Origin of the sequence: Rhizobium anhuiense bv. trifolii, from assembly GCF_024346605.1 — a bacterium.
Lineage (GTDB): Bacteria > Pseudomonadota > Alphaproteobacteria > Rhizobiales > Rhizobiaceae > Rhizobium > Rhizobium anhuiense.
The window spans coordinates 465,938-482,977 of sequence record NZ_CP098804.1; the positions used below are offsets into that span (position 1 = coordinate 465,938).

A 17,040-nucleotide genomic window follows, 5' to 3' on the forward strand; every position below is an offset into this window, starting at 1 on the left:
CCTTGATAGGTTTTTCCTATCGATCCATCGCTCCTGCGGCCTTGATGTTTTCCTCGCTTCGACAATACAGGGCGCATGGACAAAAAATTCATTGGCAAGAAATCGGCGGCAGCCGGCGGCTGGGGCGCGTTGAAGAGCTGCGGGAAGCAGTTGCTTCAAAGCGGCATGCCGATTTCCGGGGCGCGGACGATGCTGAAGGCGAACCAGCCGGATGGGTTCGATTGCCCGGGCTGTGCCTGGGGCGATCCGGAACACGGATCGTCGTTCGAATTCTGCGAAAACGGTGTGAAGGCCGTCGCCTGGGAGGCGACGGAGAAGCGGGCAACGCCCGCTTTCTTCGCTGACAATACGGTATCGCAGCTTCGCCGGCTGACGGATTATGAGCTGGAACTCAACGGCCGCCTGACGCATCCGATGCGCTACGATACGGCGAGCGACCGTTATCTGCCGGTCGCGTGGGAGGATGCCTTCGCCGAAATCGGAGCCGTTCTCAAGGGGCTCGATCATCCCAACCGGGCGGAATTCTATACGTCCGGCCGGGCGAGCAACGAGGCGGCCTTCCTCTACCAGCTCTTCGTGCGCGTCTATGGCACGAACAATTTTCCCGACTGCTCCAACATGTGCCACGAGGCAAGCGGCATCGCCATGCGCCAGGCGGTCGGTGTGGGCAAGGGCACGGTGCTTCTGGAGGATTTCGAAGAGGCCGATGCGATTTTCGTGATCGGGCAGAACCCGGGCACCAACCATCCCCGCATGCTCGGCGACTTGCGCCGGGCGGCGATCCGCGGCGCGCGCATCGTCGTCTTCAATCCGATCCGCGAACGCGGCCTGGAGCGCTTCTCCGATCCGCAGGACAAGATCGAGATGCTGCGCGGCGGTTCGACCGACATCGCCAGCCTTTATCTCCAGCCGCAACTCGGCGGCGACATGGCCGCGGTGCGCGGGATGGCGAAGGCCGTGCTGGCTGCGGAAGAGGCAGCGGTCGCCGCCGGTCTGCCCTCCGTTCTCGACCATGCATTTCTCGCCGAACACTGCGCGGGTTTTGCGGAATACCGGGCAGCGGTCGAGGCGACGAGCTGGGCTGAGATCGAGGACCAATCGGGACTGAGCCGGCAGGAGATCGAGCGGGCCGCCGATGTCTATATCAACGCCGAGAAGGTCATCTGCACCTGGGCGATGGGCGTGACCCAGCATCTGCATTCGGTCGCGACGATCCGCGAGATCGCCAATTTCATGTTCCTGCGCGGCAATATCGGCCGGCCGGGTGCCGGCCTTTGCCCGGTTCGCGGGCATTCCAACGTGCAGGGTGACCGCACCGTCGGCATCAACGAAAAGCCGTCGGACGATTTCCTCGATGTGCTGGAGAAACACTTCCGCTTCGCCGTTCCCCGCGAACATGGCCACAATGTCCTTGCCGCCATCGGCGCGATGCTCGACGGCTCGGCCGAGGCCTTCATCGGGCTTGGCGGCAATTTCGCCCGCGCCACCCCCGACAGCGCCCTTGTCGAGAAGGCGCTGCGGCGGCTGAAGCTGACGGTGCACATCGCCACCAAACCCAATCATTCGCATCTCATGCCCGGCGAAACCGCCTTCATCCTGCCGTGCCTCGGGCGCACCGAGATGGATCTGAACGCGGCGGGCAACTCCCAGCTCGTCAGCGTCGAGGATTCGATGAGCATGGTGCACGGTTCCGCCGGCATCAATCGCCCTGCCTCACCGCATCTCCTCTCGGAAGTCGCCATCATTGCTGGCATTGCGCAAGCGACGGTCGGCGCCGCCGTGGTCGACTGGACAGAGCTCGCCGGCGACCACGACCGCATTCGCGATCATATCGCAGCGACTATCCCGGGCTTCGAAAATTACAATGCGCGCCTGCGCAAGCCGCGCGGTTTCCACCTGCGCAACACGGCTGCCCACCGGGAGTGGGATACGCCGGCAGGCAAGGCGTCATTCTCTGCCGAGCCGCTTCCGGAAGAGACGGTGCATCAGCGGGCGCGAAGGGGTGAGGGGCGTTTCGCCCTGCAGACCTTCCGGTCGCACGATCAATACAATACGACGGTCTATGGCCTCGATGACCGATATCGCGGCGTTTACGGGGAGCGGCAGGTCATCTTCATTCACCCGGCGGATCTGCAGGCGATGCATGCCGAGGCCGGCGACCGGGTCGACGTGGTCGGCGAGCATGAGGACGGTATCGAGCGCATCGCTGAGAATTTCCGCTTTGTGCCCTATGACATCCCCCGGGGAAGCATAGCGGGTTATTACCCCGAACTGAACGTGCTCGTGCCGCTTGGCAGCGCCGGCAGGGAAAGCGATACGCCCACTTCGAAATCGATCATGGTGTCCTTCCGCCGGCGAAAAGCCGCGTGAGCGTAGAGGCAGCCGAGGTCGATCGCTTTCTTGCCCTCGTCGCGGCGGCGCAAGGCAGAGATGCCCAATTGACGTCGATACAAGCCGGCCTGCTCGTCGCCGCGGAGCTGGGGATTGCGCGTGACAGCCGCACCTTTGCGCGCATGCTGGGGATAGCGCATTCTCTCGTGCTGAGGGAACTCAACGCCCTGGCGGAACGCGAGGGCGTGCTGCAGATCGTCAAGCGCGATCCAAGGACGATGAGAGTGCATTACACATTGCCGCCGAGGGACGAGGCGTAGCCCCTTGCGTCGGCCGCGGGCTGCCCGCTTACTCGCCGCAAGCCGAGGCCATCATCGCCGGATCACGCGCTTCCTGGTGTCGGAAGGGTATTCTCCGTAGGTGTTTTTATAGACCGCGGAAAACCGGCCGAAATGAAAGAAGCCCCATTTGAGACAGATGGCCTTCATGGTGTCCTTGCTCTCGGGATCGAGCAGATCCTGGCGCGCCGCACGCAGACGAAGGGTCAAGAGGTAGGCGGCGGGAGAGGTTCCCCTGAAGGCACGAAAACCGGTTTCGAGCGCCCGGCTGGATACGCCGGCCGCTTCGGCGACCTTCGGCATGGTGATCGGCTGATCGATATTGGCGTGCATGAATTCAATCGCCCGGCGGACATGCCGGGGAGCGATCAGGGCCGGGCCATTCTCCAGGAAATGCGACAGCCGGTGCGGCACCAGGCGCACGACCAGATCGGCCAGCGCCTGCGTCATATGCGCCATGGCGATCGGCGACTGCAGCAAGGGACCATCGTCGCGCATGCCCGCGATGATCGTTTCCGTGAGATTGCTGATCAGCCGGCCTTCCGGCTTGGACAGATCCAGTTCTGGCAGCAGGTCGAGAGAGCCGCTGAACGGCATCTCGAAAGTCTGGCCGATCGTCTGGAGGATGAGCGGCCAGTTGATCAGCAACTCGTCGATGACGTTCGATCGCCCATGCATGATGACGCTGTTGGGCTCGAAATTATTGTAAAGAAGCAATTTTCCTTGCCCGGCCTCGGCGACGCGCGACCCATAGGTGACCCCCATGCCGCCGCTGCGCGGCACGACGATCGACAGATATTCGGCCGTATCGACGGTCGGCTCGATATTGAACTGAAATTCCGCCTCATGATAACCGGTGAGCAGGACGGCACTGTCACATGCCGAGAAATCCAATCCCCAATGGAAGTCCTGGCTGCGGCCGACAGGCTCGGCATCAAATGCGCCAAAGGCGCCGCCCAGCGTTTCGACCATGTTGTCGAAGGACGAACCGCTAAATCGAAATGAGAATGGGGCAGTGCTATTTTCCGTCATGCCGCTCCTATCGTTTCAATGGGGCTGTGTTGACTTGTCCTTCTCCGTCGCTCGCCGATGCCGGCGCAATCCATGATAGCGCTGACATATTGATGCATGCACCTCCAATCGCTTCGCCTGATACCATCGACCATCCTCCTCCGCTTCGTCAGGGCCTGTGGACGTGATTGATTACTGAGGCGTGGCTATATATTAGCCGATCGGAGCATGCAGCGCAGCAGGTCTCAGCGGAGCAGGGGAACCTGCACGTGGTGTCGGCATCGGGATCGGTGGTTTGCGTAAGCCGATGCAGACGAAACGCGGGCGTGACAAGCGTCAATAAAACCAACCCGTTAAATGCATTGCCAAGAGTTCCCATCGCATCCGTTTTTCGCAGCCTGACGGCAGGAACTGGCAGAACTCGGAACAGTTGGCAAGCCATCGGGCTGATGATGAAACGATTACGCAGAAGGGTAAATTTATCGCGTGTATCCGCCAGGCCACTATACAGCGCATCGCGCCAATGCGAATTCATGCGACGCGTTTTAGGATTTTGATTCAAAGTGATAGAGCGGCCTTGGCACGTCCGAAAAAAACGCGGCCGCGCTCGGCGGGCTCAAATGCAGCGGGTCTTGCCGAGAGGAGCGATATCTGAAGCTTATCGAGTGGGCCCCCGATTTCGCAAGTCGCGCAGTCGCCTGCCGAAGGTTCTATAGTGGACCGCTTAAAGAGGGCCTTCGGCAGGCTGACAGGCATGCAGGCATACGCACGGGATAGAGTGCGTATGTATGATCCCTTCCATCCTTTTGGGGGTGATGGATGAACGGGTTTGGTTTTAGGACCGCAAACCATCATGGCATTGGTCGGGATTGATCTTACTGTTCCTCAGCTATGGAGCAATTGTCCGGTCCCGATATTGTCGGCCGAGCGGCTTTTCGTGGCGCAGTCTGGACTGATCTTGCGCAAAATGTATATGAAGCCGCTCCCCTGAAGCCGTCTGTTCTGCGCAATGCGCTGCGCAAAGTGGATAGAGATCTTTAGTTTCTCAATTAGCCGAACGAGGACATTGTCGCCATGGTTGCGCACTGGTCCGCAGTGCGCGCGCTTCTTCGGCTTGGTAATGATTTGCTTTCACTGAAGGCACAAGCGGCGGATCGTTTCGAGCACCGCTGCGTCGACTTCGAGGCTATCGGTTTCCGCGGTACATGCGGACATCGCTCTGTCGCCGGGGATGCGAACTCCCTTGGCGCGCAGCCGCTCCAATTGGGCCGTGGCTCGCGCCTGAAAATCCGGATCTACTGCTGCGGGAAAGAGCGCGATCACGGTCATTCCGGCATTGACCGGATGCTCGCCTGAGAGAAAGTGGCCTGCATCGAGCGACCATGCGGCCCCGGAAAGACCCGCGGAAAGCATCTCGACGACAAGGGCGATATTGGCGCCCTTGTAGCCGCCGAAGGGCAGGAGCGCGCCGAGCATCGCCTTGACCGGATCAGTGGTGATTGCGCCGGTCTCATCGATGGCGATGCCGTGAGCGATCGGCGACTGCGCCTTGGCCGCCTCGGCAAGGGTGACGAAGGCCGTAGCGCTCGTCGCCTGGTCGATGACGAGAGGCGGCAAAGGGGCCGGCATGGGCGCGCCGAAGGCCAGCGGATTTGTGCAGTAAACGCGCTCACCGCCCTCGGCGGCGGCCATCAATGGTGGGCCGTTGGCAGCGGCGATGGAGATCAATCCGTCCTGAGCCAGGCGCCTGATGTAATATCCCAGTTCCCCGGCGGTATAGCTGTTTTTCTGCGTGAAGACTGAAATGCCGAAGGTTTTCACGCGTTTCGTGAAGTCGTCGTAAATGAGGTCAAAGCCGAGCTGCGCTATGCCGCCATCCGCATCGGCCTGGATCAGGGCCGGCAGCACATGGTTGAAGCGGGGCTTGGCGTTTCCGTTGATCCGCCCCTCGCGCAGGCTGGCGAGATAATCGACGAAATGCGGAAAACCCAGCTCGGGGCGTCCGAAACGGGCAGCCGACAGCGTTGCATCGATGAGCGCCTTCGCCATGGCCTGGCTGCTGCCGCAGGCGAGGCAGGCTTCGAGCGCCAGTTGGCGGAGCTCGTCGATCGGCATTCTGATCCTCTGCCCGGTCATCACAGCTCCAATGCGGCTCGCCTGCCCTCATAGAAGGCATAGGGCGCCTGGCGCGGCGCGGCGCAGTCTCCGATCTCCACGATATGGCGACCGCTCGAGCGCAGTTCTTCGCCGAGCCAGTTGGCGGCTGCATTGGTGGTGGCGAGCACCAGGCTGTCGCCTTCCTCGAAGAAATGCTCGCCGGTATTGTGATCCAGCAGGGTGACGCCGTTGCCGTGCCACGCCAGCACGCTGACCTCCAGACGCCATTGGACACCCAGCCTCTTCAAGGTCCGACGCAGCGGTACGTCGGCGGTGGTGCGCTGAAGTTCCTTGCCGATGAAGGGATCGGGCGAGAGCATGGTCACCAGGTGCCCATCTTCGGCGAGCTTCCAGGCGGTTCCGCAGCCGCGCCAGCCGCCACCCTCGTCGAGCAGCAGGACCCTTTTGCCCGGCCTTGCCTGCCGCGCCATGACAGCCTCGATGGTGAAGACGTTTCCCTTTTCGATGCCGGGCAGCGTCTCGACCGAGGGCAGAGCCTTCTGGAAGCCGGTTTCGGGAGAATAGGAACCTGTCGCCAGGATGACGGCATCCGCGCCGATCGCTTCGACATCCGATGCCTCGACATAAGAGTTGAGCCGGATCTCGACGCCGAGTTTCGTCAGCTGCCGCTCGTACCAGCCGATGAGGTCGAGGATCTGCGCGCGGCGAGGCTGCAGTCCGGCCAGCAGGAAATTGCCGCCGAGCCGGCTGGAGGCTTCCGCGAGGATGACCCGGTGGCCTCTCTCCGCGGCTGCACGGGCGGCTTCCAGACCGGCAGGCCCGCCGCCGACCACCAGCACCGTTCTCGGCTGGCCGGCCGGGCTGAAGCGGTCGCCGCCCCATTGGTATTCCCGTCCGGCCGACGGGTTGATGAGGCAGCTTATCCAATAATCACGCGAGCGCCGGCCCCAGCACATCTGGTTGCACGAAATGCAGCCGCGAACATCGTCGGGGCGGTCTTCGCCGGCTTTTCGGGCGAGATGGGGATCAGCGATCTGGCCGCGGACGATCGAGACCAGGTCCGCCGCTCTTTCTCCCAGAACGGTTTCGGCATTCTCCGGCGTTCTGATATGGCTTTCGGCGATGACGAGCGCATGCTTGACGGACCGCCTGATCGTCGCAGCGAGATCGGCGCCGAGCTTCTCCTGGTAAAGGAATGTCGGCATCAGCTTGTGGAAGTCGAGATAGCCGCCCGAGCCGCAGGTGACGTAGTCGACGAGGCCGAGATCGTCATGGAGGGCGACGATCTCGGCAAGCTCGTCCCGCGTCAGCGCGACGCTATGATCGGGCTCATCGCTGATCGCAAGCCCGATGATGAAATCCTGACCGCAGACCGCCCGGATGCGGCTCGTGATCTCGCGCGAGAAACGTGTCCTATTTTCGAGCGAACCGCCCCATTGATCCTCTCGCCGGTTCGACCAGGGCGTCCAGAACTGCTCGATGAGGCCGAGATAGGCCGCCCAGACCTCCACGCCATCGAAACCGGCCTCATGACAGCGGCGCGCCGCCTGCACGAATCCGTCGATGGTTTCTGAGATTTCCGCCTCGCTCATGGCATGCGAGCCGTCGCTGTCGTGATAACTGGGCAGACCGGACGGCGACCAATGCGGGTGGTATGAATTATCGGAATCTCCATGCGCGCCAACATGGTAGAGCTGCTGGATCGCGACCGCGCCGTTTTCCCTGATCGCCGTCGTGACCTTCCTGAAATGAGGGACGACACTATCGTCGCCGGGAAGAAAATTCCCGCGCGTCAACACGGCGGCGGGATGGACCGGCATCGGTTCGACCACGATCATTCCGGCGCCGCCGATCGCACGCTCGGCATAATAGGCAACATGCCGGTCGCCGGGCACGCCGTTGTTCGCCATGTTTGCCGTATGCGCGCCGAAGACGATCCTGTTGCGCAAAATGTGTCCGCGCAGACTGACGGGCGAAAACAGACGCGGGAAGAGTTTCGACATGGTGATCCCCAAGCGTCAGGCGGCCGACTTTCCATTTCCTGCGATGGCGGCGTGCCCGATATCGGTATCGCCAACGAAACGGAGAGACGGCCGCATTTGAGCTTCAGAGTGCGACCGAGAGGGCGCTATCGCGTCGGGGAGCCACCTCCTGCGAGTTCACCATCGCGCCTGCGAGCTGGCGGAAGGTGACGAGACCCAATGCTTCGCCTGATGGTGAAATCACCCTGGCATCGTCGTCCGGCGCCGATGCCAGGATCCGGACGGCCTCTTCGACTGTCGTGCCTGACGCAATCGTCAATCCGCCGGGTACTGCGCCGGAATGCAGGGGGGTCATGACGGCTTCGACATGGATGACGCGGCCGCGATTAACCTCCTTGACGAAGTTGGCGATGTAATCGTCCGCCGGACGCAGGACGATGTCCTGGCTGGTGCCCTGCTGGATGACTTCGCCGTCGCGCAGGATCGCAATCTGGTCGCCCAGGCGAAGGGCTTCATCGAGATCGTGGGTGATGAAGACGATGGTTTTCTTGATCTCCCTCTGAATGTCGAGAAGGACCGTCTGCATATCCGTGCGGATCAAGGGATCGAGCGCCGAATAGGCTTCGTCCATCAAAAGGACCGGCGCATCGTTGGAAAGGGCGCGCGCCAGGCCGACACGCTGCTGCATGCCGCCGGAGAGCTGGTTGGGATATTTCTGCTCGAAGCCCTTGAGACCGACCCGCTCCAGCCAGCGCATGGCGACGTCGACGGCTTTCGAACGCTCCATGCCCTGCACTTCGAGGCCGAAGATGGTATTGTCGAGAACATTCCGGTGCGGCAGAAGCGCGAACTTCTGAAACACCATGGCCGTCTGGTGCCGGCGAAACGCCCGCAATTCGGTCTCGTTCATTTTCACGACATCGACGCCGTCGACAAGCACTTCGCCGGCGGTTGGATCGATCAGACGATTGATGTGGCGGATGAGGGTCGATTTGCCCGAACCCGAAAGGCCCATGATGACCTGGATGCGGCCCGAAGGTATCTCGATATTGATATTGCTCAAGCCCAGCACGTGGCCATGCTTTTGGTTGAGCTCGGTCTTCGACAATCCTTTTTGGACGGCATCGACGTAAGCGGCAGGATTGGGACCGAAGATCTTGTAGAGATGGCGGATCTTGATGCCGCCGAAACGTTGATCAGCCATGGACGATCTCCCGATGCTTCTGGAGCCTCTTGCCATATGCCTGGCTGACCCGGTCGAAGATGATGGCGATGCCGACGATGGCAAGGCCGTTGAAAATGCCCAGAGTGAAGTACTGGTTGGCGATCGCCTTCAGAACCGGCTGGCCAAGACCCTGGACACCGATCATCGAGGCGACGACGACCATGGCGAGCGCCATCATGATGGTCTGGTTGATGCCGGCCATGATGGTGGGAAGCGCCAGCGGCAACTGGACCTTGAACAGTTTCTGCGAGCTCGATGTCCCGAAGGCGTCGGCCGCCTCCAGCACGTCCTTGTCGACCAGGCGGATGCCGAGGTCGGTCAGCCTGATCATCGGCGGGATGGCGTAGATGACGACGGCGATCAGTCCCGGCACCTTGCCGATGCCGAGCAGCATGACGACAGGGATCAGGTAGACGAAGCTCGGCATGGTCTGCATGACGTCGAGGATCGGGTTGATGACGCGCTGCAGCCGGTCGGAACGCGCCATCAGGATCCCCATCGGGATGCCGATGGCGATCGAGAGCACGGTACAGACGAAGATCATCGAGACCGTCCGCATCGTATCGTCCCACATGTCGAAATAGCCGATCAGCAGCAGTGTCACGAGACAGCCGAAGACGATCTTCAGGCTGCGGCTCGCAAACCATGCGATCACAAGGATGATGGATGTGATGATCGGCCACGGCGTCTGCGTCATGAAGCGGTCGGCGGCGATGAGAAAATGCTGCAGCGGGGAGAAGAGGCTTTCGATCGCGTCGCCATAGCTGCGAGTAAAGGCGCGAAAGCCGTCATCGATCGCCTTCTTCAGATTGCGAAGGGCATCATCATCCATATGCGGGAATTTATAAAACCATTCCATTCGGTTCCCCTTTTTCTTCAAAGAGCCGCGGCAGTCTTTTTGATTTTATCGGCAGCGAGAGGCGGTGCGCTTTGAGCGCACCGCAATAGTCGGCGTTAAAGCGCAGCTTCGATCTTCGCGGCTGCCTCAGGCGAGACCCACTTTGTCCAGAGGTCCTTGTTTTCCTTCAGGAAGTGCTTTGCGCCATCTTCGCCGGTTGCCTGGTTGTCGGTCATCCACGCCATCAGCTTGTTGACCGTGTCATTGCTCCAGGAGCGCTTCGTCAGATAGTCCATGACCTCAGGCCCGACCTTTTCCGAGAAGGGCTTGGCAACCAAGGTCACGACGTGATCGACCGGCCATGCGTTCGGCTTCGGATCGGGGCAATCGGCGACGGTGATGCAGCGCTTCCATTCGGCTGCATCCTGCGGCACACCGGCTTCGAGCTTGACCATCTGATACTTGCCGAGCAGCGCGGTCGGCGCCCAGTAATAGCCGGCCCAGCCTTCCTTGCGTTCGTAAGCCTTGGCGATCGAACCATCGAGGCCGGCGGCTGAGCCGGTATCGACGAGGGTGAAGCCGGCCTTCTCGGCTTCGAAGGCCTTGTAGAGCTGCGTGGTCACGACGGTGCCGCCCCAGCCCTGCGGCCCGTTGTAGATGGCGCCCTTCTTCGGATCTTCCGGATCGGGGAAGAGTTCCGGATGCTTCAGCACGTCGCCGATGGTCTTGATATCGGGATGGGCATCGGCAACATATTTGGGAATCCACCAGCCCTGTACGCCGCCATCGGGCAGCGGAGAGCCGACCTGGACGATCCGGCCTTCATCCGTTCCCTTCTTGACGACATCGGGAAGCAGGTCGATCCAGGCTTCCGGCGCGATGTCGGGCTGGCCCTTTTCGGCCATGGAGGTGATCGTCGGGACGGTGTCGCCGACGGTGATGTCGGCCTCGCAGCCATAACCTTCGTTCAGGATGAACTTGTCGAGGTTAGAGAGAACCTCTGCACTCTGCCAGTTCATGCTGGCGATGGTCACACTGCCGCATTCGGCGGCGCTGGCGAAAGACGCCCCGCCGATCAGGCCGAATGTCAGGCATGTCGATGCAAGTAGTTTTTTCATTTCGTTCCCTCTGCTTAGCGGCCGATTTTGACGAGCGGGGCGCCGCAGGAACCCGCTCCAACGGTTGTCAGGAAGCGTCTCCCATACTCACCGATTTCTTGAATGCCGCCGACAGTCCCTTGGCGACGGAAGCGTTGAACCCGGCAGCGCGCATGCCTTCGATGGCTGCTGCGGTGGTGCCGCGATAGGCGAGAAAGGTTTGAACGACGTCGTCAGGACATTCGTCACGGCGCTCCAGCAGGCGGCCGGCGCCTGTCATCACCGTGTTGACGGCCCGCTGCGCAATCTCCGCCGGCAGGCCATGGGCGACGGCGTCGCTCATCATGGCGGCTGCGAGCAGCGCCGGGAATGCCGGTCCGGATCCGGAAAGGCCGGTGAGATAGTCGATGTCGCTTTCCCTTCCGACCTCGTCCTCAGATCCGCATGCCTGGAAAATGGCGCGGACGACTGCTCGATCGTCTTCCGTGACGTCGCTTGTGCCAGTCCAGGGCGTATAGGATCTGGTTACTTCGGCAGCGGCATTCGGCAGAGCGCGGACGACGCGAGCGGTGTTGTGGCGTTCCGAAAGTGCGCCCAAGCGGATGCCCGCCATGACAGAGATGACGAGCCTGCCGCCGGCATCGAACTCCAGGGCCTGCCAGTCGGCCGGACGAACGGAGAGAAGGATCACATCCGAGCGGTCGGCAAGCTCCTGATTGTCGGTGGTCAGGAAAGAATTCGGGAAACGGCGCGGCGGCTCGCTGCGATAGGAGAGGGAGAGATTTCGAGGACCGACCAGGCCGGCATCGAGGATCGAGCCGGCGATTGCTCCGCCAAGCCATCCGCCGCCGCCAATGATACCGATCCTCAAGGAAACGCTCATCTCGGCCTTCCCTAACCGGGCCTATGGCCATGCCGGGAGAAGAAGCGATCGAGCTCCCTCTGCTGCGGCACTTCGCCGGTGTAGATCGCAATATACTCTGGAATCCGTTTCATGCGGACGGCGAGTTCCTCCCTGGACTGCATGGAGATATAGCCGATCTGAACGAGGTAAGTTGTTCGCGCTCTGACATCTGATGTCGTTTCTGGTAGTCCGAACCGGATGAACATGCGCTTGAGCGCTTCCAGGCGAAGCTGATCGGCTTGCCGGACTTCGGCGAGAATCTCGTCGGACTGCAGCGCCCAGCTGCGCACGGCGAATTCAAACCTGGCGTCGAACAGATCATTGTTGAGCCAGCAATCGAAGACGTTGAGCATCGCCTCGGCAAGCGATTCCGCATAAGCTTCCGACTGCTTGACGATGTTGCCGGTGTTTTTATCGCGCCAGCGCGCCACAAGCGCGGCCAACAGCTCCTCCCGATCCTTGAAGAACCAGTAGAAGCTCGTGCGAGAGAGATTGAGCTTCTTCGCCAGCGGCAGAATCTTCACCGAATCCACCCCGGAATCCAGCAGGGAGTGATACGCTGCTTCCAGCCATCCCTCCTGTGATCCGCGCCAGCCAGTGTCGTTCAAAGCCTGATCCATGGGGTGTTTCCTATCAAATTATCAAACCACGCACAAGAAAAATGTACATCAGTGTCGAAAATAACGACCCGTTTGTTTTCCTCGTTGACACTTATGTACATTATGCTTAGCGTCTCCTCTGACGTTTTTAATCCGGAACCACGGCCCATGTCGAATGACCCCCTTCTTCAGCCCTATCAGCTCAAGCATTTGAAGCTGCGCAACCGTCTCATCGTGACCTCCCACGAGCCTGCCTATCCGGAAGACGGCATGCCGAAGGAGAGGTATCGCGCCTATACGGTGGAGCGGGCAAAGGGCGGCGTGGCGCTGACGATGACCGCAGGCTCGGCCGCGGTGTCCAGGGACAGTCCGCCGGTTTTCAACAACCTGCTCGCCTATAAGGACGAGATCGTCCCGTGGATCAGGGAAATGACCGACGCCGTGCATGAAGAGGGGGCGGCGATCATGATCCAGCTCACCCATCTCGGCCGGCGCACGCGCTGGGACAAGGGCGACTGGCTGCCGGTCGTGGCGCCGTCGCATCATCGCGAGGCATCCCACCGCGCCTTCCCGAAGAAGATGGAAGATTGGGACATCGAGCGCATCATCAAGGATTTCGCCGATGCTGCGGAGCGCATGAAGGCGGGCGGCATGGACGGTGTCGAGCTGGAGGCCTACGGCCATCTGATCGACCAGTTCGCGTCGCCGCTGACCAACGAACTCGATGGTCCCTATGGCGGCTCTATCGAAAACCGCATGCGCTTCTGTCTCGATGTGTTCAAGGCGATCCGGCAAAGGGTGGGTGACGACTTCATCCTCGGCGTTCGTTATACCGCCGACGAATGTCTTCCCGGCGGTACCGGCAAGGCCGAAGGCATGGAGATTTCCAAGCGGCTCCGCGATAGCGGCCTCATCGACTATCTGAACGTCATTCGGGGCCACATCGATACCGATGCGGGTTTGACGGATGTCATTCCGATCCAGGGCATGGCAAACTCTCCGCACCTGGATTTTGCCGGTGAAATCCGGGCCGCGACCAATTTTCCGACGTTCCACGCTGCCAAGATACCGGACGTCGCGACCGCGCGTCACGCGATCGCGGCCGGGAAAGTCGACATGATCGGCATGACCCGCGCCCACATGACCGATCCGCACATCGTCCGCAAGATCATCGAAAAACGGGAAGAGGATATCCGCCCCTGCGTCGGCGCCAATTACTGTCTCGATCGCATCTACCAGGGCGGCGCCGCCTTCTGCATCCACAATGCCGCCACCGGCCGCGAACTGACGATGCCGCATATCGTGGCGAAGGCCGACGCCAGGAAAAAAGTCGTCATCGTCGGCGCCGGCCCGGCCGGTCTGGAAGCGGCGCGCGTCGCCGGGGAACGCGGCCATCAGGTCGTCGTTTTCGAGGCGGCGAACAATCCCGGCGGTCAGATCCGGCTCACCGCCCAGAGTGAGCGCCGCAGGGAGATGATCAGCATCATCGACTGGCGCATGAGCCAGTGCGAGAAATACGACGTCACCTTCCACTTCAACACCTGGGCGGAAGCCGACACCATCGAGGCCGAAAATCCCGATGTCGTCATCATTGCGACCGGCGGCCTGCCGCATACCGAGGTTCTCACGAGCGGCAACGAGCTGGTGGTCTCTTCGTGGGACATCATTTCCGGCGACGTGAAGCCTGGAACCAACGTGCTGATCTTCGACGATGCCGGCGACCATGCCGGCCTGCAGGCGGCGGAGTTCATCGCCAAGGCAGGTGCCAAGGTCGAGATCATGACGCCGGACCGGTCCTTCGCGCCTGAGGTCATGGCCATGAACCTGGTGCCCTATATGCGTTCTCTTCAGAAGCACGACGTGACCTTCACCGTCACCTACCGTCTGGAAGCCGTCGAGAAGAGCGGCAACCAGCTGGTCGCTCATATCGGCAGCGATTACGGCGGGATTGCCAGGCAGCACAGCTTCGACCAGATCGTCGTCAATCATGGGACCATCCCGCTCGATGAGCTCTATTTCGAACTGAAACCCAGTTCGAGCAATCTCGGCGAAATGTCGCACGACCAGCTTCTGTCTGGAGAACCTCAGTCCGTCGTCCGCAATCCCGACGGCAGGTTCCAGCTGTTCCGGATCGGCGATGCCGTGGCCGCACGCAACACGCATGCCGCCGTCTATGACGGACTGCGCATCGCAAAAGATATCTGATCGCAAGATCAGCCGCCTGTCGGGGGGGCGTTTCGGGAGGTGATGACATGAGTTTGCGGAATGAAAGCCTCGAGATTTTTGTGGATGCGGCTTTCGGGGCTTTCGACCAGTTTGCCAGGGCGCCGGAAGCCCGTCGCTCGATTCGTCAGATTTCTACGGCGCTGGAATGCCCGGGAGATGCACGCGCAGGGGAAGGAAGCCGATTGCCCGTGTGTGCGCTCCTTGATGTGGCGCTCTCGATCGATCCGTCCTATCCTTCGCTGACGCGTTTGATCGAGGGGTTCAAAGGCATCGAGCCAATGCTTGAATGGCGTCGGCGCACCAAGTATGACCACACGGCCAGCGACAATTTTGTCGATGGCCATGCCAATGCGATGATCATCGGCCCGGGAGGATTGGAGGAGCGGAGCGACCTGTGGATCGGCGTGACGTTGATGGCGCCTCACATGCGCTACCCCGATCACGACCATGCACCGGAGGAAGTCTACCTCGTGCTTTCCGAGGGAGAATTCCAGCAGGGGGAAGGGGACTGGTTTTCGCCTGGTATCGGCGGATCCTTCTACAATCTCCCTGGCATCAAACATGCCATGAGGTCGCTCGACACGCCGCTCTTCGCCTTCTGGGCATTGCTTGCCGAACGGCCGCACTGACGGCCGGTAGTCTAGAAATAAAGGGGGTCACCCATGAAGATACTCGTGCCAGTCAAACGGGTTGTCGACTACAACGTGAAGATCCGGGTTCGTCCGGATGGCACGGGTGTCGAGCTTGCCAATGTGAAGATGTCGATGAACCCGTTCGACGAGATCTCGGTGGAAGAGGCGCTGCGGCTGAAGGAAGCCGGCAAGGCCGAGGAAGTTGTCGTGGTGTCGATCGGTCCTGCCAAGGCCGAGGAGACGCTGAGGACGGCACTCGCCATGGGCGCCGACCGGGCAATCCTGGTCGAGACCGACGATGCGGTCGAGCCGCTGGCGGTTGCCAAGATCCTCAAGGCGGTCGCCGATGCCGAACAGCCCGGCCTTGTTATCGTCGGCAAGCAGGCGATCGACGACGATTCGAACCAGACCGGCCAGATGCTGGCGGCACTGCTTGGTTCGGCCCAGGCGACCTTCGCCTCGAAGATCGAGATCGGCGATGGCAAGGCGACCGTCACCCGCGAAGTCGATGGCGGCCTGCAGACGATCGAGATCAAGCTGCCGGCGGTGGTCACCTCGGACCTGCGCCTGAACGAACCGCGTTATGCCTCGCTGCCGAATATCATGAAGGCGAAGAAGAAGCCGCTCGACAAGAAGTCTCCTGCCGACTTTGGCGTCTCCACAGCGCCGCGGTTGAAAGTGTTGAAGACCGAGGAGCCATCCGGCCGCAAGGCCGGCGTCAAGGTCAAGTCGGTCGCCGAGCTGGTCGACAAGCTCAAGAACGAAGCCGGCGTGCTTTAAGCCAGAACCAGGGAGCCCTCATCATGACCATTCTTCTTCTGGCTGACCACGACAATGCAAGCCTTTCCGACCAGACCGCCAAGGCGCTGACGGCCGCAACCAAGATCGGCGGCGACGTGCATGTGCTGGTCGCCGGCAAGGGCGCAAAGGCTGCTGCCGATGCGGCGGCCAAGCTTGCCGGCGTCTCCAAGGTGCTGCTGGCCGAAAGCGATGCGCTGGCCAACAACCTGGCCGAACCGCTGGCCGACCTGATCGTCTCGCTGGCCGGCAGCTATGACACGATCCTCTCGGCTGCGACGTCGGTCGGCAAGAATGTGCTGCCGCGCGTCGCTGCCCTGCTCGATGTCGCCCAGGTCTCCGAGATCATCGAGGTGATCTCTGCCGATACCTTCAAACGGCCGATCTATGCCGGCAATGCCATCCAGACGGTGCAGGCAACCGATGCCAAGAAGGTGATCACCGTGCGCACCGCCTCCTTCGCCTCTGCAGCCGAAGGCGGCTCCGCGCCGATCGAGACGGTTGCAGCGGTTTCCGATCCCGCTCTGTCGCGCTTCGTCGCCGATGCGCTGTCGGCCTCCGACCGTCCGGAACTGACCTCGGCGAAGATCATCATCTCAGGCGGCCGGGCGCTGGGTTCGGCGGAAAAATTCCGGGAGGTCATCCTGCCGCTCGCCGACAAGCTCGGGGCTGCCGTCGGGGCAAGCCGTGCGGCCGTCGATGCCGGTTATGCGCCGAACGACTGGCAGGTCGGCCAGACCGGCAAGGTGGTGGCGCCGCAGCTCTATATCGCCTGCGGCATATCAGGCGCCATCCAGCATCTGGCCGGGATGAAGGATAGTAAGGTGATCGTCGCCATCAACAAGGACGAGGAGGCGCCGATCTTCCAGGTCGCCGACTACGGACTGGTCGCCGATCTCTTCGACGTCCTGCCGGAATTGCAAAAGGCGCTTTAGCGGGGA

14 protein-coding genes are annotated in these 17,040 nt (G+C 61.4%); 6 read left to right on the forward strand and 8 right to left on the reverse strand.

The features are described from left to right. Window positions 1–75 precede the first annotated feature (75 nt). Complete coding sequence (locus NE851_RS33910; protein ID WP_254962499.1) at window positions 76–2,370, forward strand: FdhF/YdeP family oxidoreductase; 2,295 nt, start codon at window positions 76–78, stop codon at window positions 2,368–2,370. Next, on the forward strand, window positions 2,367–2,651 hold the full coding sequence (locus tag NE851_RS33915; protein WP_063474165.1) for a hypothetical protein: 285 nt from the start codon (window positions 2,367–2,369) through the stop codon (window positions 2,649–2,651). The genes NE851_RS33910 and NE851_RS33915 overlap by 4 nt, the downstream gene beginning before the upstream one ends. A 51-nt stretch (window positions 2,652–2,702) precedes the next feature. On the opposite strand, the gene NE851_RS33920 is transcribed toward NE851_RS33915, so the two are convergent. The 8 genes from NE851_RS33920 to NE851_RS33955 all read right to left on the reverse strand — a co-directional run bounded on the left by NE851_RS33920 (window position 2,703) and on the right by NE851_RS33955 (window position 12,464). Then, window positions 2,703–3,701, reverse strand: coding sequence for an AraC family transcriptional regulator (locus NE851_RS33920; RefSeq protein WP_047616827.1), 999 nt, complete (start codon window positions 3,699–3,701; stop codon window positions 2,703–2,705). Between the two features lie 1,110 nt (window positions 3,702–4,811). Next, the gene (locus tag NE851_RS33925; RefSeq protein ID WP_047616823.1) at window positions 4,812–5,816 is read right to left on the reverse strand and encodes an Ldh family oxidoreductase; all 1,005 of its coding nucleotides are present in this window, start codon (window positions 5,814–5,816) and stop codon (window positions 4,812–4,814) included. Further along, window positions 5,816–7,801, reverse strand: coding sequence for an oxidoreductase (locus NE851_RS33930; protein WP_127431933.1), 1,986 nt, complete (start codon window positions 7,799–7,801; stop codon window positions 5,816–5,818). The genes NE851_RS33925 and NE851_RS33930 overlap by 1 nt, the downstream gene beginning before the upstream one ends. Window positions 7,802–7,904: 103 nt before the next feature. Continuing rightward, entirely contained in the window at window positions 7,905–8,984 is a 1,080-nt protein-coding gene (locus NE851_RS33935; RefSeq protein WP_047616821.1) for a quaternary amine ABC transporter ATP-binding protein, read from the reverse strand. Beyond that, window positions 8,977–9,864, reverse strand: a complete 888-nt coding sequence (locus NE851_RS33940) for an ABC transporter permease (RefSeq protein WP_047616819.1) — start codon at window positions 9,862–9,864, stop codon at window positions 8,977–8,979. Before NE851_RS33940 ends, NE851_RS33935 begins: the two co-directional genes overlap by 8 nt. Before the next feature lie 95 nt (window positions 9,865–9,959). After that, window positions 9,960–10,961: an ABC transporter substrate-binding protein gene (locus NE851_RS33945; RefSeq protein ID WP_063474167.1), complete on the reverse strand. Its 1,002-nt coding sequence runs from the start codon at window positions 10,959–10,961 to the stop codon at window positions 9,960–9,962. A gap of 67 nt (window positions 10,962–11,028) precedes the next feature. Continuing rightward, window positions 11,029–11,823, reverse strand: coding sequence for a pyrroline-5-carboxylate reductase family protein (locus tag NE851_RS33950; RefSeq protein WP_063474168.1), 795 nt, complete (start codon window positions 11,821–11,823; stop codon window positions 11,029–11,031). Between the two features lie 11 nt (window positions 11,824–11,834). Then, window positions 11,835–12,464 carry a TetR/AcrR family transcriptional regulator gene (locus NE851_RS33955; RefSeq protein ID WP_063474169.1) on the reverse strand — a complete coding sequence of 210 codons (630 nt, stop codon included), beginning with the start codon at window positions 12,462–12,464 and terminating at the stop codon, window positions 11,835–11,837. A gap of 147 nt (window positions 12,465–12,611) precedes the next feature. Here NE851_RS33955 and NE851_RS33960 point away from each other — a divergent pair, with 147 nt between their 5' ends. The 4 genes from NE851_RS33960 to NE851_RS33975 are packed head-to-tail and all read left to right on the forward strand — an operon-like array spanning window position 12,612 to window position 17,034. After that, window positions 12,612–14,648: an NADH:flavin oxidoreductase gene (locus NE851_RS33960; protein ID WP_127431934.1), complete on the forward strand. Its 2,037-nt coding sequence runs from the start codon at window positions 12,612–12,614 to the stop codon at window positions 14,646–14,648. 47 nt (window positions 14,649–14,695) lie between these two features. Beyond that, a complete protein-coding gene (locus NE851_RS33965) occupies window positions 14,696–15,298 on the forward strand; it encodes a dimethylsulfoniopropionate lyase (RefSeq protein ID WP_097545401.1) in 603 nt (200 codons plus the stop codon). Window positions 15,299–15,331: 33 nt separating this feature from the next. Further along, window positions 15,332–16,081 (forward strand): electron transfer flavoprotein subunit beta/FixA family protein, encoded by a 750-nt coding sequence (locus NE851_RS33970; RefSeq protein WP_127431935.1) that lies wholly within the window; start codon window positions 15,332–15,334, stop codon window positions 16,079–16,081. A gap of 23 nt (window positions 16,082–16,104) precedes the next feature. Next, window positions 16,105–17,034, forward strand: a complete 930-nt coding sequence (locus NE851_RS33975) for an electron transfer flavoprotein subunit alpha/FixB family protein (RefSeq protein ID WP_254962500.1) — start codon at window positions 16,105–16,107, stop codon at window positions 17,032–17,034. The last annotated feature ends 6 nt before the right edge of the window (window positions 17,035–17,040 follow it).